Below are 26,381 nucleotides of genomic sequence, written 5' to 3'. Positions count from 1 at the left end.
AATGTCGGATAGTCCAAAAACACTCTTGCTCGTCGATGGATCGAGCTATCTGTATCGCGCTTATCACGCTCTGCCGGACCTGAGGAATGGGGAGGGTCTGCCCACAGGGGCAATCTACGGCATGATCAACATGCTGCGCAAGTTGCGCAACGACTACCCGGCAGAGTATAGCGCCTGCGTCTTCGACGCCAAGGGCAAGACCTTCCGCGACGACATGTATCCGGCCTACAAGGAGCACCGCCCGTCCATGCCGGAAGACCTGGCGCGCCAGATCGAGCCGATCCATGAAGCGGTGCGCGCCATGGGCTGGCCGATCGTGGTGGTGGAGGGCGTGGAGGCCGACGATGTGATCGGCACATTGTCGCGCCAGGCCACGGAGCAGGGCGTGCGCACGGTGGTGTCCACCGGCGACAAGGACCTGGCGCAGCTGGTCAACGGCCAGGTCACGCTGGTCAACACAATGAGCGGCGAGGTGCTCGATCCCCCGGGCGTGGTGGCCAAGTTCGGCGTGCCGCCCGAGCGCATCATCGACTACCTGTCGCTGATCGGCGATGCGGTGGACAACGTGCCGGGCGTGCCCAAGGTGGGCCCCAAGACCGCGGTCAAATGGCTGGCCGAGCATGGCTCGCTCGACGGCGTGATGGCCGCCGCCCCTGGCATCAAGGGCGTGGTCGGCGAGAACCTGCGCAATACGCTGGAGTGGCTGCCGATGGCGCGCCGGCTGGTCACGGTCAAGACCGACTGCGACCTGTCCGCCGCGGTGGCGGACTTCCACGCGCTGCGCGAAACCGGCGAGGACAAAGAGAAGCTGGTGGCGTTCTTCTCGCGCTACGGCTTCAAGACCTGGCTGCGCGAAGCCACCGGCGAAAGCCTGCCCGATGCGCGCGCCCAGGCCCGCGCCCGCGCGGCGTCGGCCCCTGCCCAGGGCGGCCTGTTCGATGCCCCCGCGGCCGCTGCCGGCGAGGCCGAGGCGCCGGCAGCGGAAGAAGCCGCGCCGACCGAGATCCGCTACGAGACCGTCAGCACCGAGGCCCAGCTGGAAGACTGGATGCGGCGCATCGAGGCCGCGCCGCTGGTGGCGATCGACACCGAGACTACCTCGCTGGATCCGCTGCAGGCGCAGCTGGTCGGCATCTCGCTCTCGGCCGAGCCGGGCGTGGCCTGCTATATCCCGGTGGCGCACCGCGGCCCGGACGTGGCGGGGCTGCCCGACCACGGCCAGTTGTCGCGTGACTTCGTGCTGGGGCGGATGCGAGCATGGCTGGAAGATGCCAGCCGTCCGAAGCTGGGCCAGAACCTCAAGTACGACGTCCATGTCTTCGCCAACCACGGCGTGACGCTGCGCGGCGTGGCGCACGACACCATGCTGCAAAGCTACGTGCTGGCCTCGCACCGCAACCACGGCATGGACAGCCTGGCCGAGCGCCTGCTGAGCCTGAAGACCATCACCTATGAAGAGGTGTGCGGCAAGGGCGCCAGCCAGATCGGCTTCGACCAGATCGACCTGGCGCGCGCCACCGAGTACGCCGCCGAAGACGCCGACGTGACGCTGCGCCTGCACCGCAAGATGTTCCCGCAGGTGGAAGCCGCGGCGGGCCTGCGCCGCGTGTATGAAGAGATCGAGATGCCGGTCTCGGTGGTGCTGCAGAAGGTCGAGCGCAACGGCGTGCTGATCGATGCCGGGCGCCTGGCCACGCAGAGCGCCGAGCTGGGCCAGCGCATGCTGGCGCTGGAGCAGTCCGCCTACGAGGCCGCCGGCCAGCCCTTCAACCTGGGCTCGCCCAAGCAGATCGGCGAGATCCTGTTCAGCCAGATGAAGCTGCCGGTGGTGAAGAAGACCGCCAGCGGCGCGCCCTCGACCGACGAAGAGGTGCTGCAGAAGCTGGCCGAGGACTACCCGCTGCCCAAGCTGCTGCTGGACTACCGCGGCCTGGCCAAGCTCAAGTCCACCTATACCGACAAGCTGCCGAAGATGGTCAACCCGCAGACCGGCCGCGTGCACACCAGCTACGGCCAGGCCACCGCGGTGACCGGGCGGCTGGCGTCGACCGAGCCCAACCTGCAGAACATCCCGGTGCGCACCGAGGAAGGACGGCGCATCCGCGAAGCCTTTATCGCCGAGCCGGGCAGCGTGATCGTGTCGGCCGACTACTCGCAGATCGAGTTGCGCATCATGGCCCATATCTCGGGCGACGAGAACCTGCTGCGCGCGTTTGCCAACGGCGAGGACATCCACCGCGCCACCGCCGGCGAGATCTTCGGGGTCGAGCGCGAGGCTGTCAGCAGCGAGCAGCGCCGCTATGCCAAGGTGATCAACTTCGGCCTGATCTACGGCATGAGCGCGTTCGGGCTGGCCGGCAACCTGGGCATCGAGCGCGAGGCCGCCAGGCACTATATCGACCGCTACTTCATGCGCTATCCGGGCGTGGCCCACTACATGGAAGAGACCCGGCAGACCGCGCGCGAGCAGGGTTATGTCGAGACCGTGTTCGGCCGCCGGCTGTGGCTGCCCGATATCAACGGCGGCAGCGGCCCGCGCCGCCAGGCCGCCGAGCGCGCCGCCATCAACGCGCCGATGCAGGGCACGGCAGCCGACCTGATCAAGCTGTCGATGATCGCGGTGCAGAACTGGCTGGAGCGCGACGGCCTGCAGACGCGCCAGATCATGCAGGTGCACGATGAACTGGTGCTGGAGGTGCCGGAGCATGAGCTGGACCTGGTCAGGGTGCGGCTGCCGGAGTTGATGTGCTCGGTGGCGCAGCTGCGCGTGCCGCTGGTGGCCGAAGTGGGCAGCGGCGCCAACTGGGAAGAGGCGCACTGAAGCCATACACTGGCGCGTCGGCCTTCCCGGCCGGCTCGCCCGCCCTGCGTGGTGGTATCGAATGAAGCGACTGCTGAGTCAGGCCTGCCGGCTTGCCAGCCATGCTGCAATGCAGCAGACTGTGGAAAATGCCTCAGGCAAGAATTCATAAAAACGCATCAGGTAGACCATGACAGAAACTAAGACGCCCCGCATCGTTGTCGTCGGAGGGGGAGCAGGGGGGCTGGAACTGGTAACGAAGCTGGGCGACAAGCTCGGCCGCAAGGGCGAGGCGCAGGTGGTGCTGGTGGACCGCCTGCCCACCCATATCTGGAAGCCGCTGCTGCATGAAGTGGCGGCCGGCAGCATGGACCCCAATACGCACCAGCTGGAATATGCGGCGCAGGCGCGCTGGCATCACTTCGAGTTCCAGCTGGGCGAGCTGACCGGCATCGACCGCACCCGCAAGACCATTTCGGTGTCGGCCAGCTTCGACGAGGACGGTGCCGAACTGCTGCCCGCGCGCGAACTGCCCTATGACACGCTGGTGCTGGCGATCGGTTGCGTCACGCATTTCTTCGGCGTGCCGGGCGCGGCCGAGAATGCCATCGCGCTGGATGTCGTGGCGCAGGCCGAGCGTTTCCGCAAGCGGCTGATCGCGGCCTGCGTGCGTGCCCAGAACGGGCGCGGGCGCATGGGCGAGGACGGCCGGCCGCGCGTGGACATCGCCATCATCGGCGCGGGCGCCACCGGCGTGGAGCTGTCGGCCGAGCTGCGCAACACCGCGCATGTGCTCAGCGCCTATGGCCTGCACCGGCTTGACCCGCGCCGCGATGTGCGTATCCACGTGATCGAGGCCGGCCCGCGCATCCTGCCGGCGCTGTCCGAGCGGGTCTCGGCCGAGACCGCCAAGCTGCTGAAGAAACTCGACGTCAATGTCCTGACCGGCGAGCGCGTCACCGAGGTCACGCCGCAGGCGGTGCTGACCGCCAGCGGCAAGCATATCGATGCCGACCTGACGGTGTGGGCGGCGGGGATTACGGCGCCGCTGGTGCTGGCCAGCCTGGGCCTGCCGGTCAGCCGCCAGGGCCAGATCGTAGTCGGGCCGACGCTGCAGAGCGAGGGCGACCCGGACATCTTCGCCTTCGGCGATTGCGCCAGCTGCCCGTGGCCGGAGAAGCAGGCCTCGGTGCCGCCGCGTGCGCAGGCCGCGCACCAGCAGGCTACCTTCCTCTACGACGCGCTGCGCGCCCGGCTGGCAGGGCGGCCGCTGCCCCAGTTTGCCTTCAAGGACCTCGGCTCGCTGGTGTCGCTGGGGCATTTCAGCGCGGTGGGCAGCCTGATGGGCGGGCTGATCGGCGGCTCGATGTTCATCGAAGGGCTGATGGCGCGCGTCATGTACACATCGCTCTACCGCATGCACGTGATGGCGCTGCACGGCGCCCTGGGCATGGCGCTGGACACCGTCTCGCACTGGCTGCGCCGCAAGACCAGTCCGCGCGTCAAGCTGCACTGACGCGGTGGCCCGGCCGGCTCCGGCCGGGCTCCCAGTCAAGCCTCCAGGCACGCTCCCCCGGCCGGCCGCCGGCGTGCATGCGCCGCCATGTCTTCTCCATGTCTGCTTAAAATCTGGCGCTGGCGCCGCATCTCGGCCCAGCCACCAACGATCCTGGAGACACGCATGCTCAAACCGGAAGTGGATAGCCTGGTCCCCGGCCAGACCTTCGACCGCCGCGGCTTTGTCAAGACGGCGCTGGGTTCTGCCTTTGCCGCGGCCGCGCTGCCGGTGATGGCCCAGCAGGCCATCAAGACCGACTTTGCCGGCCTGAGCGCCGGCGAGATCACCATCCCCTCGGGCGGCTTCAGCATGCCGGCCTATCGCGCCCAGCCGGAAGGCAGGAAGAACCTGCCGGTAGTGCTGGTGGTCAGCGAGATCTTCGGCGTGCACGAGCATATCGCCGATGTGTGCCGGCGCTTTGCCAAGCTGGGCTACCTGGCCATCGCGCCGGAGCTGTTCGCGCGGCAAGGCGATCCCCAGAGCTTCGGCACCATCCAGGAGCTGCAGCGCGAGGTCATTGCCAAGGTGCCTGACGCGCAGGTCCTGGGCGACCTGGACGCCGCCGTGGCCTGGGCCGGTGCCAACGGCGGCGACGTGTCGCGCCTGGCCATCACCGGCTTCTGCTGGGGCGGCCGCATCACCTGGCTCTATGCCGCGCACAATATGCGGCTGAAGGCCGGGGTAGCCTGGTACGGCCAGCTGGCGCCCGAGCCGACCCCGCTCAAGCCGAAGAACCCCATCGACCTGGTCGGCCAGCTCCATGCCCCGGTACTCGGCCTGTATGGCGGCAAGGACACCGGCATCCCGCTGGAGCAGGTCGAGAAGATGAAGGCCGCGCTGGCGTCGTCGTCCGACCCGGACGCCAGGGCCTCGCGCTTTGTCGTCTATCCGGAATCCGGCCACGCCTTCCATGCCGACTACCGGCCCAGCTACCGCGAGGCCGATGCCAGGGACGGCTGGCAGAAGTGCCTGGACTGGTTCAGGCAGCACGGCGTGGCTTGAGCGACAGAACTGGCATGTGGAACCCACTCCGTCATTCCCGCGAAGGCGGGACAATGCACGCATGTGCATTGGGCGTCGACAGGACGGCCCGCAGGGGGAGCGATAGCGAGCAATCCAGCGTCTTGAAAGTCGCTGGGTCCCCGCCTTCGCGGGGACGACGTGCCGGTTTGCCCGTCTTGGCAGGGTGGCGAGCTATGCGTGCCAGAACCTCCAGCCATCCTCAGGATTGCAAAGTCCCGGCGGATACGTACAATGCGGCCTTTGAGTTATTGCAACAATGTTGCGTTTGCCGCCCGGCGCGATGCGGGCGGAACGGCGGGGCCGCGCGGCACCGCCACCCCGGGAGCCCATCATCCATTCGACGCTTTTGTATATCCTGCTCGCCGCCACGATCTCGGGGGTGGGCAGCATCTTCGGGGCGGCGCTGCTGTCGCTGACGGTGGCGTCCCGCGTGGTCGAGCGCATGGTGAGCTTCTCGGTGGGCGTGCTGCTGGCCACCGCGCTGCTGCATTCGCTGCCCGAGGCCTTCGAGTCCGGCGCCGACTCGCGCGCGCTGTTCGGCACCTTGCTGGCGGGGCTGCTGGGCTTTTTCCTGCTGGAGAAGATCTCGCTGCTGCGCCACTCGCACCACCACGAGGGCGACGGGCACCACCACCACCACGGCCATGACCGCGAGGAAGCGGGCCGCAGCGGCCTGACCATCCTCGTCGGCGACACCTTCCACAACTTTGCCGACGGCATCGTGATCGCGGCGGCCTTCCTGGCCGATCCGCATATCGGCGTGGTCACCGCGCTGGCGATCGCGGCGCACGAGATCCCGCAAGAGGTGGGCGACTTCATCGTGCTGCTCAACGCCGGCTTCTCCAAGGCGCGCGCCTTTGCCTTCAACCTGCTGTCGAGCCTGGCGGCAATTGCCGGCGGCCTGGTCGGGTACTACCTGCTCGACGAGATGAGCGGGTGGATTCCGTACGTGCTGGTGATTGCCTCGAGCAGCTTCCTCTATATCGCGGTCAGCGACCTGATGCCGCAGATGCAGCGCAAGCCGCGCTGGCGCGAATCGGCGATCCAGGTGGTGCTGGTGGCCGCGGGCATCTCGGCCATCGTCTTCATCACCAACGGCGTGCACGAGCAGCACAGCCACGGCGGGCACGGCCATGCCGCGCCCGTTGCCTCGTCACGCTGAGGTCAGGCCGCCCCGGTAGCGACCGGGCGCGCCGGGTCGGCGCACCATTCGCTCCACGATCCCGGGTACAGCGCCGCGCCGCCCAGGCCGGCCGCTTCCAGCGCCAGCAGGTTGTGGCAGGCCGTGACGCCGGAGCCGCACTGCATCACCGCCTGCGCCGGGGTGCGTGCACCCAGCACCGCGCCGAACTCGGCGCGCAGGGTTTCGGCCGGCTTGAAGCGGCCGTCCGACCCCAGGTTGTCCTTGAAGAAGCGGTTGACCGCGCCGGGGATATGGCCGCCGACCGGGTCCAGCGTCTCGTTCTCGCCACGGAAGCGGTCTGCGGCGCGGGCATCCACCACCAGCAGCCTGGCGCTGTCGAGGTTGGCGACCAGCGCGGCCGCGTCGACGGTCGGCACCAATGACTTGCGGCGGCTGACCTTGCCGGGGAATTCCGGCTCTTCGGCGGCATCGTGCTCCAGCGGCAGGCCGGCCTTGACCCAGGCGTCCTTGCCGCCGTCGAGCACGGCCACGGCATCGTGGCCGATCCAGCGCAGCAGCCACCACAGCCGCGCGGCGAATATGCCGCCCTGGGCGTCGTAGGCCACCACGGGGGTGTCGTCGTCCACGCCCAGCGCCTGCAGGCGTGCGACCAGGTCGTCGGCATCCGGCAGAGGGTGGCGGCCGTTGCTGCCGCTCCTGGGGCCGGACAGCTCATTATCCAGGTGCAGGTAGAAGGCACCGGGCAGGTGGCCGGTGCGGTAGGCCTCGCGGCCGGCGGCCGGGTCGGCCAGGTCGAAGCTGCAGTCGATCACGACGCAGCGGCCGGGCGCGGCCAAGAGCGATTGCAGCGCGGTGACGGAAATCAGCGGTTTCTGCATGGGAGTCCTGTAGCGATCGAACGAAAGGATCAAGGGGAATCTGGCCTGGCCAATGCTACACCTCGGGATGCACTTCCGCCTCGGGTGACTTGACCGGCGTGGCAGGGGTCGGCTTGGCATCGGTGCCCTGGCGCGCGCGCATCAGCGTGGTGGCGATGCCGCTGGCGATGATCAGCGCCATGCCCAGCCACGACAGCCAGTTCAGGCGGTCGGACCAGATCAGCATGCCCCAGACGCTGGAGAAGACGATGCCGGCATATTGCAGGTTGGCGGTCAGCAGGGTGTTGCCGCGCTTGTAGGCGCGCGTCATCGCGGTCTGGCCCAGCGTGGCCAGGATGCCGATGGCCAGCAGCAGGCCGGCGCCGTACCAGGTATGCGGGCTGACGCCGCCAAGCAGCATCCACCCCAGCCCGGCGATCATGCCGACCAGCGAGAAATAGAACACAATGCGGCCCTCGGGCTCGCCCAGCTGGCCGAGCTGGCGCACCTCGACATAGGCCAGCGCGGTGAACATGCCCGAGATCAGGCCGACCAGGCCGCCGGTGAGCTGGTCCTTGCCGACCGAAGGCTGCAGCAGGCAGATCACGCCGGCAAACGACAGCAGGATCGCCAGCACCAGGCGCCGGTCGGCATTGCCGGCGGTGCCGGCCAGCGCCGCGCCGGCGCCCAGGATCAGCGCGATCCACACCGGCGACATGTAGTTCAGCGTCATCGCCGTGGCCAGCGGCAGCAGCGAGATCGAGGTGAACCACAGCATCAGCGCGGTCACGCCGAATACGCTGCGCTTGATGTGCGACAGCATGTAGGGCGTGCGCACCGGGACCCCGCGCGAGGACAGCAGCACCCACATGATGACCACGCTGATCAGGCCACGGTAGAAGACGATCTCGCCGGTGGTGTAGAGATCGGACGCCAGCTTGACGCCAACCCCCATCAACGAGAAGGCGAAGGCGGCGAACAGCATCCAGAGCGATTGCATGGCGAGGGCGTGGTGAAGCGGGCAGAAGCGGGAGAGGAGTCCGGCGCGCGAGCGGGGCTTCGTGGCTGGCCTCGCGTCGCGGAACGGGCCGGCGCGGGCGGCATGCGCCGCTGGCGCCGAACGATGATTCTAGCAGCGCACATCGCGTGCCAAGGCAAAACGGACCGCCGTGGCGGTCCGTTCCTGTGGGCGTTGTGCGGTTATCGCACTAGCCGGCGTAAGCCATCGCGCGGCGATACCACTCGTGGAAGTGCTGCATGCCGTCTTCCATCGGCGACTGGTACGGGCCGACCTCGCTGGTGCCGCGCTTGAGCAGCGCCAGCCGGCCGGCGTCCATGCGCTCGGCGATCTCGTCGTCCTCGACGCAGGTTTCCATATAGGCGGCGCGCTCGGCCTCGACGAACTCGCGCTCGAACAGCGCGATTTCCTCGGGGTAGTAGAACTCGACCACATTGCGCGTCTTGCGCGGGCCGACCGGGTGCAGCGTCGAGATCACCAGCACGTTCGGGTACCACTCCACCATGATGTTGGGGTAGTAGGTCAGCCAGATCGCGCCGTGCTTGGGCAGCACGCCGTTGTTGAAGCGCAGCACCGCGTCGTGCCATTTCTGGTACGTCGGGCTGCCGGGGCGCTTCAGGCCGGCATGCAGGCCCACGGTCTGCACGCTGTGCCACTCGCCGAACTCCCACTTGAGGTCGTCGCACGACACGAAGCTGCCCAGCCCCGGGTGGAACGGCACGACGTGGTAGTCCTCCAGGTAGACCTCGATAAAGGTCTTCCAGTTGTAGTCGCACTCGTGCACCTCGACGTGGTCCAGCATGTAGCCGTCGAAGTTCAGGTCCTGCGCCACGCCCAGCCTGGCCAGGTCGGCGCGCACGTCGCGCTTGCCCTCGAACAGCAGGCCGTTCCAGTTCTGCAGCGGCGAGCGCTTCAGGTGCAGGCAGGGTTGCTTGTCGAAATGCGGCGCGCCGAGCAGTTCGCCCTTCAGGTCATAAGTCCAGCGGTGCAGGGGGCAGACGATGTTGTGCGCATTGCCGCGGCCGTTGAGCATGATGGCCTGGCGGTGGCGGCAGACATTGGACATCAGTTCGATGCCGGCGGCGTTGCGCACCAGCATGCGGCCTTCGTCCTCGGCCTTGAGCGTATGGAAGTCTCCGACTTCCGCAACCATCAGTTCGTGGCCGACATAGCCCGGGCCATTCCTGAACAGCAGTTCGAGTTCTTGTTGATGCAGTGCTTCGTCGAAATAGACCCCGACGGGCAGTTGCGAATCAGCCGGCGCCAGATTGAGCGCGGTGCTGAGATTGGACATTATCCCCACTCCCAATGAACAGGTGAAAGCAGTGAACAACCCAACCATCGAAAATTGAATCGATTTGGGAAAGACAGTCGCCAGGTCGGAAGAGGCTCCCGCACACCCCTGGCGGCGAACGGGGGATTGTACCCGAGCCAAAAAGTTAAGGGCCTGATTTTTTTGCCTTTTTAGCGAAAAAGTCGACCCGGGTCGTCATCGGGGTGCCGTAGCGGGCGCATTCGGAAAGACGACCCGAGCGCACAAGTCACTTCTCGGGTTCGGGCACCGGAATGGGGCATGTTGTGGACATGTTGCGCTGCGCAAGGTTGGGGGAAAGCGTGCGCTTTGGCGTAAAATCCGGGCTTCCCCATCCGGGCCTCCCCCCCGGCCCTTGATTCCAGGTCCTGATATGCCAAAAACCACGACCGCTCCGGTCCAGACCGACAACACCGACAGCAGCGCCTCGGCGCCGCCGGCTTCCTACGAGGCGGCGATGGCCGAACTGGAAACGCTGGTGGCCAGCATGGAAAGCGGCGAACTGCCGCTGGAGGCATCGCTGGCGGCCTACCGCCGCGGTGCCGAGCTGGTGCGCTACTGCCAGCAGAAGCTGGAGCGGGTCGAGCAGCAGGTCCGGGTGCTGGAGGGCGATGTGCTCAAGCCCCTGGCTGGCGACGGCAATGGTGGCAACGGTGCACTGGGGGCGGACGAGGCATGAGCGACTTTGCACAATGGATGCAGGCCCGGGGGGTCCGCACCGAGGCCGCCCTGCAGGCAGCGTTGCCTGAAGCCAACACCGTGCCGCACACCCTGCACGAAGCAATGCGGTATGCTGCACTGAGCGGCGGCAAGCGCGTGCGGCCGCTGCTGGTGCATGCCGCCGGCGAAGTCAGCGGCGCGGCCCCGGCCGCCTGTGACGCGGCGGCCTGTGCGGTGGAGATGATCCACGCCTATTCGCTGGTGCACGACGACATGCCCTGCATGGACGACGATGACCTGCGGCGCGGCCGGCCGACGGTGCACAAGGCTTATGATGAGGCCACCGCGCTGCTGGTGGGTGACGCCTTGCAGACCCAGGCCTTTGTCGTGCTGGCTGGCGCCGGGGGCATCGCGCCCGCGGTGCGGCTGCAACTGGTGGCGGAGCTGGCGCAGGCGTCGGGCTCCGTCGGCATGGCCGGCGGCCAGGCGATCGACCTGCAGAACGTGGGCCGCGCCATGACGCGCGAGGCGCTCGAGGCCATGCATCGCATGAAGACCGGCGCCCTGTTGCGCGCCAGCGTGCGCATGGGTGCGCTATGTGGTGAAATCGATACCCAGGGCCTGGCCGCGCTGGACCGCTATGCGGCGGCGGTGGGATTGGCGTTCCAGGTGGTTGACGATATTCTGGACGTCACTGCGGATACCGCCACGCTGGGCAAGACCGCCGGCAAGGACGCCGCCCATGACAAGCCGACCTATGTGTCGCTGATGGGACTGGACGCGGCGCGCGAACTGGCCGGAGCGCTGCGCGCAGACGCCCACGAGGCGCTGGCTGGCTTTGGCGACCGCGCGGCCCGCCTGCGCGACCTGGCGGACCTGATTGTGCTGCGCACACATTGAACTGAGAGCCGGACGTGAGAATTCGGCGGCCGAACGGACACCATGACCTACGCACTCCTCAACAAGATTGACGCCCCCGCAGACCTGCGCAAGCTCGACCGGCGCGAGCTCCAGACCCTGGCGGACGAACTGCGCGCCTATGTGCTGGAGTCGGTCTCGCAGACCGGCGGCCACCTGTCGTCCAACCTGGGCACGGTCGAGCTGACCATCGCGCTGCACTACGTCTTCCACACCCCGGACGACCGGCTGGTGTGGGACGTGGGCCACCAGAGCTATCCGCACAAGATCCTGACCGGGCGCCGCGAACGCATGGGCACGCTGCGCCAGTGGGGCGGCATCTCGGGCTTCCCGCGCCGCAGCGAGAGCGAATACGACACCTTTGGCACCGCGCATTCGTCGACCTCGATCTCGGCCGCGCTGGGCATGGCGCTGGGCGCGCGCACGCTGGGCCAGCAGCGCGTCTCGGTGGCGGTGATCGGCGACGGCGCCATGACCGCGGGCATGGCCTTCGAGGCCCTGAACAATGCCGGCGTCTACAAGGACCTGCCGCTGGTGGTGGTGCTCAACGACAACGACATGTCGATCTCGCCGCCGGTGGGCGCGCTCAACCGCCACCTGGCGCGGCTGCTGAGCGGCCAGTTCTACGCGGCCACCAAGAAGGGCATCGAGAAAGTCCTGTCGGTGGCGCCGCCGGTGCTGGAGTTTGCCAAGCGCTTCGAGGAGCATGCCAAGGGCATGATGGTGCCGGCCACGCTGTTCGAGGAATTCGGCTTCAACTACATCGGCCCGATCGACGGCCATGACCTGGGCTCGCTGGTGCCGACGCTGCAGAATATCCGCCAGCGCGCGCTGGAAGGCGCCGGCCCGCAGTTCCTGCACGTGGTCACCAAGAAAGGCCAGGGCTACAAGCTGGCCGAGGCCGACCCGATCCTGTACCACGGCCCCGGCAAGTTCAATCCGGCCGAGGGCATCCGCCCGGCGGCCAAGCCCGCGCGCAAGACCTACACGCAGGTGTTCGGCGACTGGCTGTGCGACATGGCCGCGGCCGACAAGCGCCTGGTCGGCATCACCCCGGCGATGCGCGAGGGCTCGGGCATGGTCGAGTTCGAAAAGCGCTTCCCGGACCGTTACTACGACGTGGGCATCGCCGAGCAGCACGCGGTGACCTTTGCCGGCGGCCTGGCCTGCGAGGGCCTGAAGCCGGTGGTGGCGATCTACTCGACCTTCCTGCAGCGCGGCTATGACCAGCTGATCCACGACGTGGCGCTGCAGAACCTGCCGGTGGTGTTCGCGCTGGACCGCGCCGGCCTGGTCGGCGCCGACGGCGCCACGCATGCGGGTGCCTACGACATCGCCTACCTGCGCTGCATCCCCAACATGATGGTGATGACGCCGTCCGACGAGAACGAGTGCCGTCAGCTGCTGAGCACGGCGTTCCACCAGGCCTGCCCGACCGCCGTGCGCTATCCGCGCGGCGCCGGCCCGGGCGCGGCCATTGCCGCCGCGCTCACCACCTTGCCCGTTGGCAAGGGCGTGGTGCGCCGCGAGGGCCGTGCGCGCGCGGGGCACCGCGTGGGCTTCCTGGCGTTCGGCTCGATGGTGCATCCGGCCCTGGGTGCCGCCGAGGCGCTGGATGCCACGGTTGCCGACATGCGCTTCGTCAAGCCGCTCGACGTGGAACTGGTCAAGCGCCTGGCCGCCGAGAACGACTACCTGGTGACGGTGGAAGAAGGCAGCGTGATGGGCGGCGCCGGCAGTGCCGTGCTGGAGGCGCTGGCCGAGGCCGGCATCGACAAGCCGGTGCTGACGCTGGGCCTGCCCGACCGCTTCGTCGATCATGGCGATCCGGCCTACCTGCTGCAGCAATGCGGCCTGGACGCGGCCGGCATCGAGCGCTCGGTGCGCGAGCGCTTCGGGCTGGACCAGCCCAAGGTTATGGTCGCCTCGCGCGTGGCCTGATTACCTGCCAAGCTCAGGGGGATTCGGGCCACAGCACCACGTGTGCGTCCGAATTTCCTTAAACTCCCCTTTTTTGTGTTCGCAGCTGCGGGCCTGCCTGTGCCGGGTCCCGTGGTTTCACACTCGTTGCGCGGCATGGATGGACTGCGAAAATGCCGCGACCGTAAGGGCTTGTGCCGCCCCCATTGGCGCCACCCTGGAGGAAACCGTAGATGAATGACATCAATCCCGCCTTCGTCATGCCCGACGTCCAGTCGAGCCCCGACACCCGCCAGATCCCCATCCAGCGTGTCGGCGTCAAGGGCGTGCGTTACCCCGTGACCCTGAAGACCCCGACCGGCATCGTGCCGACCGTGGGCACCTTCAACCTGGACGTGCATCTGCCGGCGGACCAGAAGGGCACGCATATGTCGCGCTTTGTCGCGCTGCTGGAAGAAGAGCGCGCGCCGCTGGAGCTGTCCAGCTTCCGGCTGATGCTGGACAAGATGCTGGAAAAGCTGGAAGCCGAGGCCGGCCGCATCGAGGTCAGCTTCCCGTACTTCATCAGCAAGATCGCGCCGGTGTCGGGCGTGGAGTCGCTGCTGGACTACGAGGTCACGCTGACCGGCGAAGTGCGCAACGGCGCTACGCGCGTGTTCCTCAAGGCGCTGGTGCCGGTGACCAGCCTGTGCCCGTGCTCGAAGAAGATCTCGCAATATGGCGCGCACAACCAGCGTTCGCATATCACCATGAACGTGGAGCTGGCCGGCGAGCTGCCGGTGGAAGCGCTGGTGCGCATGGCCGAGGAAGAGGCTTCGTGCGAACTGTGGGGCCTGCTCAAGCGTCCGGACGAGAAGTTCGTCACCGAGCGCGCCTACGAGAATCCCAAGTTCGTCGAGGACCTGGTGCGCGATATCGCCATGCGGCTGAACGCGGATGACCGCATCGTGGCCTATGTGCTGGAGGCGGAGAACTTTGAGTCGATCCACAACCACAGCGCGTATGCCGTGATCGAGCGGGACAAGCGCGTCGACTGATCGGGTTGTCGCTGCCAAGGCAAAAGCCACCGCATGCGGTGTAATGCCATTCAGTTAAGGTCTCAAGCCCTACCGTCATTCCCGCGCAGGCGGGAATCCAGCGTCTTTCACGTCCCCTTCGGGGATGAAGTCACTGGGTTCCCGCCTGCGCGGGAACGACAGTCGCTAACTGAACGGCATTACCGCATGCGGTGGCTTTTGCTTTAGTCGTTTCATTGCCGAGTGTTTGCTCCCCTCTCCCGCCTGCGGGAGAGGGAGCACCCAAGCGGTTATTCGACACGCTTGGGGTTTGCCAAGCGTCAGGCCGCCGACGGCAGCCGGATATCCGCCAGGTCCCAGCGCGGCGTCACGCCGTAGCCGTATTCGTGCCGCCCCAGTTGCGGCGCTGCCTGCAAACGCATCGCCCCGGCAAACGCAATCATTGCCCCGTTGTCGGTGCAGAACGCCAGATCCGGATAGTAGACATCGATCCTGCGCTGCTTGCCCATCTGGTCCAGCCGCTCGCGCAGTTGCCGGTTGGCGCCCACGCCGCCGGCCACCACCAGCCGCTTGTGGCCGGTCTGCTTGAGCGCCGCCATCGACTTGGCGGCGAGCACGTCGACGATGGCATCGACAAAGGACCGCGCCAGGTTAGCGCGGTCCTGCTCGCAGGTATTGGCGAGCTTGCGGGTTTGCGTCAGCACCGCGGTCTTCAGCCCGGCGAAGGAGAAGTCCAGGTTGCCCGAATGCAGCATCGGCCGAGGCAGCGCGAAGGCGCCGGGGATGCCGAACTCGGCCAGCCGCGACACTTCCGGCCCGCCGGGATAGCCCAGGCCCAGCAGCTTGGCGGTCTTGTCGAAGGCCTCGCCGGCGGCGTCGTCCAGCGTTTCGCCGAGCAGCGTGTAATCGCCGATGCCGCGCACTTCCATCAGCTGCGTATGCCCGCCCGACACCAGCAGCGCGACGAACGGGAAGGGCGGCGGCTCGCGCGTCAGCAGCGGCGACAGCAGGTGGCCTTCCAGGTGGTGCACGCCCACCATCGGCACGTTCAGCGCAAAGCCCAGCGCATTGGCCACCGAGGCGCCGACCAGCAGCGCGCCGGCCAGGCCGGGGCCCTGGGTGAAGGCGATGGCGTCGATGTCCTGGCGGGTGCGGCCGGCGTCGGCCAGCACCTGTTCCAGCAGCGGCAGCACGCGCCGGATATGGTCGCGCGACGCCAGCTCGGGGACCACGCCGCCGTAGTCGCGGTGCATGGCGATCTGCGAGTGCAGCGCATGCGCCAGCAGGCCGGAGCCGGTGTCATAGAGGGCGAGGCCGGTTTCGTCGCAGGAGGATTCGATGCCGAGGACAAGCATAGGAAAGTGCGCAGGACCGTCTCCGGTCAGGGAAACGGCTGTCGAAACAACAGGTTGCAGGAAGCGCGCAGGGTAGCACAGCGGCGCGCGGCGTGCTTTTCGCTACAATCTGCCCTTTCTCTGGCGGTGGCAATACACATGGATTCGCGAGGCGTGCAATGAGCGGGGCAACCCCGGCCCGGACGGGCCGGTACGACGTGGCCGTGCTGGGCGCCGGCGCGGCCGGCATGATGTGCGCCGCCGTGGCCGGCCAGAACGGCGCGCGCGTGGTGCTGATCGACCATGCCACCAAGCTTGCTGAAAAGATCCGCATCTCCGGCGGCGGGCGCTGCAACTTCACCAACCTGCAGGCCGGGCCCGCCAACTATCTGTCGTCCAATCCGCACTTCTGCCGCTCGGCGCTGGCGCGCTACACGCCGCAGGATTTCCTGGGACTGATGCGCCGCTACGGCATCGACTGGCACGAGAAGCATCGCGGCCAGCTGTTCTGTAATGACAGCGCCGAAGACGTGATCGCCATGCTGCGCGCCGAATGCGACGCGGGCCAGGTGCGCTGGCAGACCGGCTGCACCGTGGCCGAGATCCGGCGCGAGGGCGACGACTACCTGCTGCTCACCTCCACCGGCACGGTGCGGGCCGGGGCCGTGGTGGTCGCCACCGGCGGGCTGTCGATCCCGAAGATCGGGGCCACCGACTTTGGCTATCGCATTGCCCGGCAGTTCGGGCTGGGCATCGTCGAAACCCGCCCGGCGCTGGTGCCGCTGACCTTCGATGGCAAGGACTGGGCGCCGTTCGCGCCGCTGGCCGGCGTGTCGCTGGAAGTGGATATCGCCACCGGCAACGGCAAGGCCGCTGGCGCTTTCCGCGAAGACCTGCTGTGGACGCACCGGGGCCTGTCCGGCCCGGCCGTGCTGCAGATATCCAGTTACTGGCGCCCCGGCACGCCGGTTGCCATCGACCTGTTCGACGGCGAGGATGCCGCGGCGTGGCTGCTGGAACAGAAGGCCGGCAGCCGCAAGCACCTGGGCAACCTGCTGGCGCAACGGCTGCCGGCACGGCTGGCCGATGCCTGGTGCGCGGCCTCGGGCGTGGATGCGACCATGCCGCTGCATGATGTGACGGACAAGGCGCTGCGCAAACTAGGCGCCACGCTTAACGACTGGCGCATCGTGCCCTCGGGCACCGAAGGCTACCGCAAGGCCGAGGTCACGCTGGGCGGGGTCGACACGCGCGCGCTGTCGTCGGCCACGATGATGGCCCGCGAGGTGCCGGGTCTCTATTTCATCGGCGAGGTGGTGGACGTGACCGGCTGGCTGGGCGGCTACAACTTCCAGTGGGCCTGGGCATCGGCAGTGGCCGCCGGGCAGGCCGTGGCCGAGGCGGCGCGTACTTCGTCGGCAGGGCAATCGGTGGCCTGAGGGTGGTATCGAAGGCGGCGCGGCGTGTCCGTTGCAGGCCACTTTCCCGTTGGATTGTTGGTGCTACAATGCAGAATCTCGTAAAGCCGCTATCCCGAAAATTTTTCTATTTTCTGGCCAGATGACAACGTACTGACCCGGCGCTCCCGCTTGCCTCCGACCCGCTGTGGCGCACGCTTCGGCGGGTTTTTGCGTTCTGGGCCTTGCAGCGGGCGGCTGCCGCCGCCATCTGTGAGTGTCCGCCCACTTTCTGGAAGATCACGATGTCCCTCAAAGCCCGTATCAGCGAAGACATGAAGACCGCCATGCGCGCCCGCGAAGCGGAGCGCCTGGGCACCATCCGCCTGCTGCTGGCCGCCATCAAGCAGCGCGAAGTCGACGAGCGCGTGGAGCTGGACGATACCGCCGTGCTGGCCGTGGTCGAAAAGCTGATCAAGCAGCGCAAGGACTCGATTTCGCAGTTCCAGCAGGCCGGCCGCAATGACCTGGCCGACAAGGAACTGGCCGAGGTTGAAGTGCTGAAGGTCTACATGCCCGCCGCGCTGTCCGATGACGAAGTCGCCGCCGAGGTGCAGCAGGCCGTTGCCGCCACCGGCGCCGCCGGTCCGCAGGACATGGGCAAGGTCATGGGCGTGCTCAAGGGCAAGCTGGCCGGCCGTGCCGACATGACTGCCGTGTCGGCCCTGGTCAAGGCCGCACTTGCGGGAAAGTAAATACTGATTTAATCGGTTGCGAGCAAGATGGGCGCCGGATCTGCGTGGTTCGGTGCAGTTGCACGGAGATATTGCACAGTCCGGGCGGCCTTATCGTGCTGCACTACAATATTCCGATAGCAGCCGGGCGCCGCACCGGTCACGCATTCCTAGAAACACGCCGCCCGCCGCGGGACGGCCATGCCTCAGGACGGTCATTCGGGTGATTCCGCAATCCTTTATTCAGGACCTGCTCAATCGTGTCGACATTGTCGATGTGGTGGGCAAGTATGTGCAGCTGAAGAAGGGCGGCGCCAACTTCATGGGACTGTGCCCCTTCCATAACGAGAAATCCCCGTCGTTCACGGTATCGCCGACCAAGCAGTTCTACCACTGCTTCGGCTGTGGCGCCCACGGCTCGGCCATCGGTTTCCTGATGGAGTTTTCCGGCCAGTCGTACCCGGAGGCGGTGCGCGAGCTGGCCCAGTCGGTCGGCATGACCGTGCCGGAAGAGCGCGACCGGCTGCCGCCCGGCCAGCGCGCCGAGCAGCAGGCACGCTCGGTGGCGCTGTCTGACGCCATGACCCGCGCCACCGATTTCTACCGCCGCCAGCTGCGCGGCGCCCCGCAGGCCATCCAGTACCTGAAGGGCCGCGGGCTGACCGGCGAGATCGCCGGCCAATTTGGCCTGGGCTATGCGCCCGACGACTGGCAGGGCCTGGAAGCGGTGTTCGGCGGCTATCGTGACGACAAGGTGGCGGCACCGCTGGTCGAAGCCGGCCTGCTGATCGAAAGCGACAAGCGCGATGCCGACGGCAAGCCGCGCCGCTACGACCGCTTCCGTGACCGCATCATGTTCCCCATCCGCAACACCAAGGGGGCCGTGATCGGCTTCGGCGGGCGCGTGATGGGGCAGGGTGAGCCCAAGTACCTGAACTCGCCCGAGACCCCGCTGTTCAGCAAGGGCACGGAGCTGTACGGGCTGTTCGAGGCCCGCCATGCAATCCGGGAAACCGGCTACGTACTGGTGGTCGAAGGATATATGGACGTCGTGGCGCTGGCCCAGCTCGGTTTTGCCAATGCCGTCGCCACCCTGGGCACGGCGTGCACCCCTGTGCACGTGCAGAAGCTGCTGCGCCAGACCGATGCGGTAGTGTTCTCGTTCGACGGCGACTCGGCCGGGCGCCGCGCGGCCAGGCGGGCGCTGGAGGCCTGCCTGCCGCATGTGGCGGACAACAAGACCATTCGCTTCCTGTTCCTGCCGGCCGAGCACGATCCGGACAGCTATGTGCGCGAAGAGGGCACCGAGGCCTTTGCCACCCAGGTGCGCAACGCCATGCCGCTGTCGCGCTTCCTGCTGCAGTCGGTCACTGAAGAACTGGACCTGCGCCAGCCCGAAGGCCGGGCCCGGGCCCAGTACGAGGCCAAGCCGCTGCTGCAGGCCATGCCCGCGGGCGGCCTGCGGCTACAGATTGTGCGCGAACTTGCCGATGCCACGGGTACGACACCCGCGGAGATTGAAGCCATCTGCGGCCTGCGCAGCGACCCGGCCCGTGTCGGCCGCTTCGCCCAGCCGCGCCCGCGCGCGCGCCGCCAGGCCCCGACCGGCCTGGAGCAGCGGGTGGTCCAGCTGCTGATGTGCTACCCGGCGCTGTCGGTGCGGCTCGACGAGGATGCGCGCGCACTGCTGCTGGACGGCGAGAGCGGCGACAGTGAAGTGCTGGCGCACCTGGTGCAGGCGTGCGACAGCGTGCAGGGCGAGGTCAATTTTGCGGCGTTCAGCGAACATCTGGCCCAGTCGCCCTACGCCGAGGCATATGCCGTGGCGCGTACCGCGGTGCTGCGGGAAGAGATCGAAGAGGAGCCCGCGACCCAGGAATTCGATGCGGCCATCACCAAGCTGCTGGCCGAGCCGCTGCGGCGTGAACTCGACGCCCTGCAGGCGGAGGTGGTGGCCGGCACGGCCGATGAAGCGGCCAAGCAGCGCATGCGCTGGCTGGTGGGAGAAATCCACCGGCGGCGCCAACTTGGCTAAGGCACATGTGGGTGCCCTGGCATATCAACCAGGAGGCGGCAGTAAGCGTTGGGTAAGCGTTGGATCAGGGACTGAGTCCGGCTCCGCCGAGCTTAAGCCTTGATTTTTCAGGTGAAAACCTCACCTGACAGGGAGCTGGCTATGTGTGGCGTGCTACAATAGCCGGTTTGGATTGCGAAATCTCTCTCCAGTTCTGGTGAAAGTGAGCGTGCCAATGGCAAAGGCCAAAGCAACCGAAAGGGTTACCTCTAAAGCTCCCCAATCAGGGAGCGGCAAGGCGTCTGTGAAAACAACGGCGGCGAAGACATCGACCGCGTCAGTCAAGACACCAGCCCGGTCTGCGCCATCAAAGTCCGTGCGTAGCGCGCAAGCGCCCGCCGAGACGACTCCCACCAGGACCCGCACATCCGAAAAGACAAAGGCCTCGACTTCGGCACGCGAGAGCGGCAAGAGCGCCAGTACGAGCGGCAAGGTCGCCGCATCTGCACCAGTGAAAGGCAAGAGTATCACCGTGGCGAAACAGCAGAATACCGAAGTCGAGAGCAAGCGAGCGGCAGCCGCCGGCGCCAAGAGTGGGGAGGCCAAGGCTGGCACCGCCACCACGGCAACCAAGGCGCGTGCCGCGACACCTGCATCCGTTGCATCCGAGCGTCCCGCTGCGCCGGCAATCAAGCCGGAGCCGAAAAAGCGTGGCCGCAAGCCCAAGGCCGAGATGCAGCACGACGACAGCACAACAGACGACGTGACTGAAGAGTTTTACGAGAACGATACGCGCGCGGCGGCAACACCCGCCGTGGCGCCGAAGACCGAAAAGCAGAAAGCCAAGGACCGCAAGGCCAAGGAAAAGGCGCTGCTCAAGGAGTTCGCCTCGACCCAGCAGGGCACCGAGGAAGAGCTTGAACTGCGTCGCCAGAAACTCAAGGCGCTGATCAAGCTGGGCAAGTCGCGCGGCTACCTGACCTACGCGGAAATCAACGATCACCTGCCGGACGACATGGTCGATTCGGAAACGATCGACACGCTGGTCGCCACGCTGAACGACATCGGCATCGCTGTCTATGAACAGGCGCCGGATGCCGAGACGCTGCTGCTCAACGACAACGCCCCGTCCGCCACCAGCGAGGAAGAAGCCGAGGAAGAGGCCGAAGCGGCCCTGTCCACGGTGGATTCCGAGTTCGGCCGCACCACCGACCCGGTGCGCATGTACATGCGCGAGATGGGCACGGTCGAGCTGCTCACGCGCGAAGGCGAAATCGTGATCGCCAAGCGCATCGAGGCTGGCCTGAAGGACATGGTGATGGCGATTTCGGCTTGCCCGGTCACCATCTCCGAGATCCTGGCCCATGCCGAGCGCGTGGCCAACGACGAGATCAAGATCGACGAATTCGTCGACGGCCTGATCGACCCGAACGCCGAGGAAGTGGCCGAGTCCCCGGCCGCCGCAGCCGCGCCCGCCGCTGACGAAGACCTCGAGTCCGACGATGAAGAAGACGTCGATGAGGACGAGGACGACGAAGGCGACGCGGGTGCCGGTGCCTCCGCGCGCCAGCTTGAAGAGCTGAAGCAGAACGCGCTGGAGAAATTCCGCGTGATCGCTGAGCAGTTCGACAAGATGCGCCGCGCGTTCGAGAAGGAAGGCTACAAGTCCAAGTCTTACGTCAAGGCGCAGGAAGCCATCCAGGCCGAGCTGATGGGCATCCGCTTCACCGCCCGCAACGTCGAGCGCCTGTGCGACACGCTGCGCGGCCAGGTGGACGAAGTGCGCAAGCTCGAGCGTGCCATCCTGAATACCATCGTGGACAAGTGCGGCATGCCGCGCGCCGATTTCGTGGCCCGCTTCCCGGGCAACGAGACCAACCTCGAGTGGGTTCATACCGTGATCGCCGATGGCAAGTCGTACAGCACCATCGTCGAGCGCAACGTGCCGGCGGTGCATGAGTTGCAGCAGAAGCTGATCGACCTGCAGTCGCGCGTGGTGCTGCCGCTGAAGGAACTGAAGGACGTCAACCGCAAGATGGCCGAAGGCGAGCGGCGCGCCCGCGAAGCCAAGCGAGAGATGACCGAGGCCAACCTGCGCCTGGTGATTTCGATCGCCAAGAAGTACACCAACCGCGGCCTGCAGTTCCTCGACCTGATCCAGGAAGGCAACATCGGCCTGATGAAGGCGGTGGACAAGTTCGAATACCGCCGCGGCTACAAGTTCTCGACCTACGCCACGTGGTGGATCCGCCAGGCCATCACGCGCTCGATCGCCGACCAGGCGCGCACCATCCGTATCCCGGTGCACATGATCGAGACCATCAACAAGATGAACCGCATCTCGCGCCAGATCCTGCAGGAAACCGGCAATGAGCCGGATCCGGCAACGCTGGCCGAGAAGATGGAGATGCCGGAAGACAAGATCCGCAAGATCATGAAGATCGCCAAAGAGCCGATCTCCATGGAAACGCCGATCGGTGACGACGACGACTCGCATCTGGGCGACTTCATCGAGGACACCAACACGCTGGCCCCGGCCGAAGCGGCGCTGCATGGCTCCATGCGCGACGTCGTCAAGGACGTGCTGGACTCGCTCACGCCGCGCGAAGCCAAGGTGCTGCGCATGCGCTTCGGCATCGAAATGAGCACCGACCACACGCTGGAAGAGGTCGGCAAGCAGTTCGACGTCACGCGTGAACGGATCCGCCAGATCGAGGCCAAGGCACTGCGCAAGCTGCGCCACCCGAGCCGCTCGGACAAGCTGAAGAGTTTCCTGGAAGGCAACTAAACGCTTCCAAGGGCCTCTAGCTCATGCCTGGTTAGAGCAGCGGACTCATAATCCGTTGGTGCCGTGTTCGACTCACGGGAGGCCCACCAATGTGAAAAGGGACTGCAGGTGATGCCTGCAGTCCCTTTTTTCTTGCCTCGGGCGAAGTCGGGCCGGCCGCTGGGCCAGGCGCCGGCGCTCAGGCAGGCCAGTTCAGATCAGATGGAAGACCATGCCCAGGGCGATGGCGCCACCCAGGGTTTCCACTGCTGCGAGGGCGAGAAGGTTCTTCAGTACGAAAGCGTCTTCTTTCTTCGTCACCATGGTCTGTCTCCCGGTCATTGGACTTGTTCTGCAGCACCATCGGCTGTGGCGATCCGGCGTTTTCGGTGCCAGGCCGTCGATGTGAGTCCAGTAGACCGCATCCGCCCGCTGGCCGGAAGCTGGCGAAAACCCGCTTGGCGAAAACCCGGATTCCTTCAGAAATATGACAGGATCATGATTGACAGGCTTTGCAGGGCACGTTTGCGGCTTGCTGGCGACGCTGCATGGCGCTGGCCCGCATTTGGGGGATGTCCGCCGTAGCCCGATGCGCCAAGATCAAGGCGCGGGTGATCCAAGAGATTGCCCCGCTACCATTTGAGCCCCGCTGCCTCCCCGGCAAGCGGGGCTTTTCTATAAGAGGCGCGAGCGGCTCGACGCGCCTGCGGGATGGTTCTGAAGCGGGCAGCGGCGCCAGGAAACACGTCTCCAGCCGTGCCTTGTCGGATGCCGCTCACGTGGCCCGGCTGAAGCTCAGGCGGGCTGCTGCGCTGGCTGCTGGGTGGCCGGCAGCGCCGGCACCGGCATTGCCGGCTGGCAGGCGGCCGCAGCCAGGCCCAGGAACTGGCTGGAAGTGCGCAGGAACTGCTGGCAGGTCTGGCGGAAAAGCTCGAAGTCCATGTAGGTCTCGGTGTGATTGGGCTGCGCGGTCAGGCCATGGCCGCCGCGCCGCCGGCATCTTGCGTGGCCGATGTGACAGTATCTTGAAATCCCGCCAGCCTGCGCCTGCCACTGTCGCGCCGCACGCACGCTCCCGCCATACCGCCCACTGTGCTGGCAGAGATGCTAAAATGTAAGTCTTTGATTCTCTTGGCCAAATGCTGTAGGCAGCATGGCCGCGCCGGAACCCGCCCGGCGCCAGGCGAGAGTCAGGGCGAGATGAGTTCCAGACGCGTATCCGTTTGTGCCGGGTTCGCCTCCCGCCAACACCGATACCCATGACCACTACGAACGCACCAGAAACTACCACCGCCGCAGGGCAGACCGCCGTTCAGACTTTCGAAAGCTTCGGTCTGGACGCGCGCATCCTGCGCGCCCTGTCCGACCAGGGCTACACCACCCCCACGCCGATCCAGGCGCAGGCCATCCCGGTCGTGCTGCTGGGCAAGGACGTGATGGGCGCCGCGCAGACCGGCACCGGCAAGACCGCGGGCTTCGCGCTGCCGATCATCCAGCGCCTGCTGCCGCTGGCCAATGCCAGCGCCTCGCCGGCACGCCACCCGGTGCGCGCGCTGATGCTGACCCCGACGCGCGAGCTGGCCGACCAGGTCTACGACAACGTCGCCCGCTACGCCCAGCACACCGACCTGCGCAGCACCGTGGTGTTCGGCGGCGTGGACATGAACCCGCAGACCGACGCCCTGCGCCGCGGCGTGGAGATCCTGGTGGCCACCCCCGGCCGCCTGCTCGACCACGTGCAGCAGAAGTCGGTCAACCTGTCGCAGGTGCAGATGCTGGTGCTGGACGAAGCCGACCGCATGCTCGACATGGGCTTCCTGCCGGACCTGCAGCGCATCATCAACCTGCTGCCGGCGCAACGCCAGACGCTGCTGTTCTCGGCCACGTTCTCGCCGGAAATCAAGCGGCTGGCGTCCAGCTACCTGAAGCACCCGGTCACCATCGAGGTGGCGCGCAGCAATTCCACCAACGAGAACGTGCGCCAGATGGTGTACCAGGTCGAAGACGGCCACAAGCAGGCGGCGGTCGTGCACCTGCTGAAGCAGCGTGCGGAGCAGGGGCTGTCGCGCCAGTGCATCGTCTTCGTCAACAGCAAGATCGGCTGCTCGCGCCTGGCGCGCCACCTTGAGCGCGAAGGCGTGAATGCCGCCGCCATCCACGGCGACAAGACCCAGACCGAGCGCATGCAGACGCTGGACGGCTTCAAGAGCGGCACCATCGACGCGCTGGTCGCCACCGACGTGGCCGCGCGCGGGCTGGATATTCCCTCCATGCCCTGCGTGATCAATTTCGACGTGCCGTACAGCGCCGAAGACTACGTGCACCGCATCGGCCGCACCGGCCGTGCCGGCGCCAGCGGCGATGCGCTGTCGATCTACGTGCCGGGCAATGACGAGCGCCTGCTGTCCGATATCGAGAAGCTGATCAAGCGCAGCATCCCGCGCGGCCAGCTGGAAGGCTTCGACCCGACCGGCGAGCGTGCGCGCCAGGCCGACACCGAGCGCCGCCGCGAGCGTGGCGACGTGCGCCGCGCGCGCGGCAACGGCGATGGCGAAGAGCGTCCGCGCCGCCACGACCACAGCGCCAGCCGCCAGGTGTTCCGTGCCTCGGATGACCCGTTCTTCTCGCGTCCGTACGAGCCCAGCGCCGCCAGCGTCGCGCAGGCCAAGGCGGCCGACGAAGTGGCGGCCGCGCTGACCCGCGGGCGCCAGGCGCCCAAGCGGCCGGTGGCAGCCTTGCTGGGCGGCGTGCCGCGCAAGTCCTGATCCTGCCGTAGCCAGGAATGGCCCGCACAGGCGGTAATGCCGTTCAGTTAAGGTCTCAAGCCCTACCGTCATTCCCGCGCAGGCGGGAATCCAGCGTCTTTCACGTCCCCTTCGGGGATGAAGTCACTGGGTTCCCGCCTGCGCGGGAACGACAGTCGCCAACTGAACGGCATCACCGCCTGTGCGGGCCAATTGCTTTTTCGGGGGCCGCTAGCCGTGCGGGGGGCGCGGCAGCGTGGCCAGGCGCTGCCGCCAGCCATCGGTGGCACGCGCAAGCCAGTCCTTCGCATTCCCCGCGTCGTTCGACAGGCCCAGGTGGGTGCCGGCCTCGCGCAGCGCGTCCAGCGGCGCGCTGGTGTCGATCGCCTGCGCGCCGCTCTGCTTGCTGAGCTTCTCGCCGATGTCGTTGGCCACCACCGGCACGTGCAGGTAGGCCGGCGTGGGCAGGCCCAGCAGATGCTGCAGGTGGATCTGGCGCGGGGTGGAGTCGAGCAGGTCGGCGCCGCGCACGATATGCGAGATGCCCTGCAGGCCGTCGTCGACCACCACCGCGAGTTGGTAGGCCCAGAGGCCGTCCGCGCGGCGCAGCACGAAGTCGCCCAGCTCGGTTTCCAGGTCCTGGCACTGGCGGCCCTGCCAGCGGTCGTCAAAGCAGACGGTGGCGGCCGGGCCGTCCGGCACGCGCACGCGCCAGGCGCGCGGCAGCTTGCCGTTCAGGCCGTGGCGGCACGTGCCGGGATAGCCCAGGGTCTGATGCCGCTCGCGCACGTGCACCAGCGAATCGGCGATCTCCTTGCGCGAGCAACCGCACGGGTAGAGTTGCCCGGCGGCGTCGAGGCGGCGCAGCGCATCGGCATAGAGCGGTTCGCGCCGGCTCTGCCACACCGGCGCTTCGTCCGGCGTCATGCCCAGTTGCTCCAGCGTGCGCAGGATGTCTTCGTCGGCGCCGCGCACGCAGCGCGGCATGTCGATGTCTTCGATGCGCACCAGCCATTGCCCGCCATGCGCGCGCGCATCGAGCCAGCTGGCCAGCGCGGTGACCAGCGAGCCCATATGCAGCGGCCCGGTGGGCGAGGGCGCAAAGCGGCCGCGATAGCCGGCCGAGGCAACCGTGGGGACTGCCGTCACTGCCATGGACCTGCCC

The 26,381-nt window shown here is 67.1% G+C and carries 20 protein-coding genes and 1 tRNA gene; 14 read left to right on the top strand and 7 right to left on the bottom strand.

The window, feature by feature from the left end; all coding sequences use genetic code 11:
• The first annotated feature begins 1 nt into the window (after position 1).
• From polA to ACREYQ_RS11785, 4 genes are all read left to right on the top strand, one after another.
• Entirely contained in the window at positions 2-2,821 is a 2,820-nt protein-coding gene (polA, locus tag ACREYQ_RS11800) for a DNA polymerase I (RefSeq protein WP_432257782.1), read from the top strand.
• Between the two features lie 169 nt (positions 2,822-2,990).
• Positions 2,991-4,316: an NAD(P)/FAD-dependent oxidoreductase gene (locus ACREYQ_RS11795; RefSeq protein ID WP_432257781.1), complete on the top strand. Its 1,326-nt coding sequence runs from the start codon at positions 2,991-2,993 to the stop codon at positions 4,314-4,316.
• A 165-nt stretch (positions 4,317-4,481) separates the two neighbouring features.
• Complete coding sequence (locus ACREYQ_RS11790) at positions 4,482-5,360, top strand: dienelactone hydrolase family protein (protein ID WP_432257780.1); 879 nt, start codon at positions 4,482-4,484, stop codon at positions 5,358-5,360.
• A 301-nt stretch (positions 5,361-5,661) separates the two neighbouring features.
• Positions 5,662-6,543, top strand: a complete 882-nt coding sequence (locus ACREYQ_RS11785; RefSeq protein ID WP_432260403.1) for a ZIP family metal transporter — start codon at positions 5,662-5,664, stop codon at positions 6,541-6,543.
• A gap of 2 nt (positions 6,544-6,545) precedes the next feature.
• On the opposite strand, the gene ACREYQ_RS11780 is transcribed toward ACREYQ_RS11785, so the two are convergent.
• From ACREYQ_RS11780 to ACREYQ_RS11770, 3 genes are all read right to left on the bottom strand, one after another.
• Positions 6,546-7,403, bottom strand: a complete 858-nt coding sequence (locus tag ACREYQ_RS11780) for a sulfurtransferase (protein WP_432257779.1) — start codon at positions 7,401-7,403, stop codon at positions 6,546-6,548.
• Between the two features lie 55 nt (positions 7,404-7,458).
• Entirely contained in the window at positions 7,459-8,382 is a 924-nt protein-coding gene (locus ACREYQ_RS11775; RefSeq protein WP_432257778.1) for a DMT family transporter, read from the bottom strand.
• Between the two features lie 208 nt (positions 8,383-8,590).
• A complete protein-coding gene (locus ACREYQ_RS11770) occupies positions 8,591-9,694 on the bottom strand; it encodes an aromatic ring-hydroxylating oxygenase subunit alpha (protein ID WP_432257777.1) in 1,104 nt (367 codons plus the stop codon).
• Positions 9,695-10,085: 391 nt separating this feature from the next.
• On the opposite strand from ACREYQ_RS11770, the gene ACREYQ_RS11765 reads away from it, so the two are divergent.
• The 4 genes from ACREYQ_RS11765 (at position 10,086) to folE2 (ending at position 14,247) form a co-directional block, all read left to right on the top strand.
• Entirely contained in the window at positions 10,086-10,391 is a 306-nt protein-coding gene (locus ACREYQ_RS11765; protein WP_432257776.1) for an exodeoxyribonuclease VII small subunit, read from the top strand.
• Positions 10,388-11,272 carry a polyprenyl synthetase family protein gene (locus tag ACREYQ_RS11760; protein ID WP_432257775.1) on the top strand — a complete coding sequence of 295 codons (885 nt, stop codon included), beginning with the start codon at positions 10,388-10,390 and terminating at the stop codon, positions 11,270-11,272. The genes ACREYQ_RS11765 and ACREYQ_RS11760 overlap by 4 nt, the downstream gene beginning before the upstream one ends.
• Positions 11,273-11,314: 42 nt before the next feature.
• Positions 11,315-13,231 (top strand): 1-deoxy-D-xylulose-5-phosphate synthase, encoded by a 1,917-nt coding sequence (dxs, locus tag ACREYQ_RS11755; RefSeq protein WP_432257774.1) that lies wholly within the window; start codon positions 11,315-11,317, stop codon positions 13,229-13,231.
• Positions 13,232-13,443: 212 nt separating this feature from the next.
• A complete protein-coding gene (gene folE2, locus ACREYQ_RS11750) occupies positions 13,444-14,247 on the top strand; it encodes a GTP cyclohydrolase FolE2 (RefSeq protein ID WP_432257773.1) in 804 nt (267 codons plus the stop codon).
• Between the two features lie 299 nt (positions 14,248-14,546).
• Here folE2 and tsaD read toward each other — a convergent pair whose 3' ends face one another.
• Positions 14,547-15,581, bottom strand: a complete 1,035-nt coding sequence (gene tsaD / locus ACREYQ_RS11745; protein ID WP_432257772.1) for a tRNA (adenosine(37)-N6)-threonylcarbamoyltransferase complex transferase subunit TsaD — start codon at positions 15,579-15,581, stop codon at positions 14,547-14,549.
• 158 nt (positions 15,582-15,739) lie between these two features.
• Between tsaD and ACREYQ_RS11740 the strand changes: the two genes are divergently transcribed.
• The 3 genes from ACREYQ_RS11740 to dnaG all read left to right on the top strand — a co-directional run bounded on the left by ACREYQ_RS11740 (position 15,740) and on the right by dnaG (position 19,726).
• Complete coding sequence (locus ACREYQ_RS11740; protein WP_432257771.1) at positions 15,740-16,999, top strand: NAD(P)/FAD-dependent oxidoreductase; 1,260 nt, start codon at positions 15,740-15,742, stop codon at positions 16,997-16,999.
• A gap of 263 nt (positions 17,000-17,262) precedes the next feature.
• Positions 17,263-17,712, top strand: a complete 450-nt coding sequence (locus ACREYQ_RS11735; RefSeq protein ID WP_432257770.1) for a GatB/YqeY domain-containing protein — start codon at positions 17,263-17,265, stop codon at positions 17,710-17,712.
• Positions 17,713-17,914: 202 nt separating this feature from the next.
• Positions 17,915-19,726: a DNA primase gene (gene dnaG / locus ACREYQ_RS11730; protein ID WP_432257769.1), complete on the top strand. Its 1,812-nt coding sequence runs from the start codon at positions 17,915-17,917 to the stop codon at positions 19,724-19,726.
• Positions 19,727-19,879: 153 nt separating this feature from the next.
• Here dnaG and ACREYQ_RS11725 read toward each other — a convergent pair whose 3' ends face one another.
• Positions 19,880-20,227, bottom strand: coding sequence for a hypothetical protein (locus ACREYQ_RS11725; protein WP_432260449.1), 348 nt, complete (start codon positions 20,225-20,227; stop codon positions 19,880-19,882).
• Between ACREYQ_RS11725 and rpoD the strand changes: the two genes are divergently transcribed.
• Positions 20,217-22,493 (top strand): RNA polymerase sigma factor RpoD, encoded by a 2,277-nt coding sequence (rpoD, locus tag ACREYQ_RS11720; RefSeq protein WP_432257768.1) that lies wholly within the window; start codon positions 20,217-20,219, stop codon positions 22,491-22,493. The two genes, ACREYQ_RS11725 and rpoD, sit on opposite strands and share 11 nt — an antisense overlap.
• A 10-nt stretch (positions 22,494-22,503) precedes the next feature.
• Positions 22,504-22,582, top strand: a tRNA-Ile gene (locus ACREYQ_RS11715).
• Positions 22,583-23,267: 685 nt separating this feature from the next.
• Here ACREYQ_RS11715 and ACREYQ_RS11710 read toward each other — a convergent pair.
• Positions 23,268-23,414, bottom strand: coding sequence for a hypothetical protein (locus ACREYQ_RS11710; RefSeq protein WP_432257767.1), 147 nt, complete (start codon positions 23,412-23,414; stop codon positions 23,268-23,270).
• Positions 23,415-23,731: 317 nt separating this feature from the next.
• Here ACREYQ_RS11710 and ACREYQ_RS11705 point away from each other — a divergent pair, with 317 nt between their 5' ends.
• Complete coding sequence (locus ACREYQ_RS11705) at positions 23,732-25,237, top strand: DEAD/DEAH box helicase (RefSeq protein ID WP_432257766.1); 1,506 nt, start codon at positions 23,732-23,734, stop codon at positions 25,235-25,237.
• 210 nt (positions 25,238-25,447) lie between these two features.
• Here the strand turns inward: ACREYQ_RS11705 and gluQRS are convergent, their stop codons facing one another.
• A complete protein-coding gene (gene gluQRS, locus ACREYQ_RS11700) occupies positions 25,448-26,371 on the bottom strand; it encodes a tRNA glutamyl-Q(34) synthetase GluQRS (protein ID WP_432257765.1) in 924 nt (307 codons plus the stop codon).
• Positions 26,372-26,381: the final 10 nt, after the last annotated feature.

The organism is Cupriavidus sp. TMH.W2 (assembly GCF_050847365.1).
Lineage (GTDB): Bacteria > Pseudomonadota > Gammaproteobacteria > Burkholderiales > Burkholderiaceae > Cupriavidus.
Note: the sequence above shows the minus strand (reverse complement) of the source record. Positions and strands in the feature narration are given on the sequence as shown.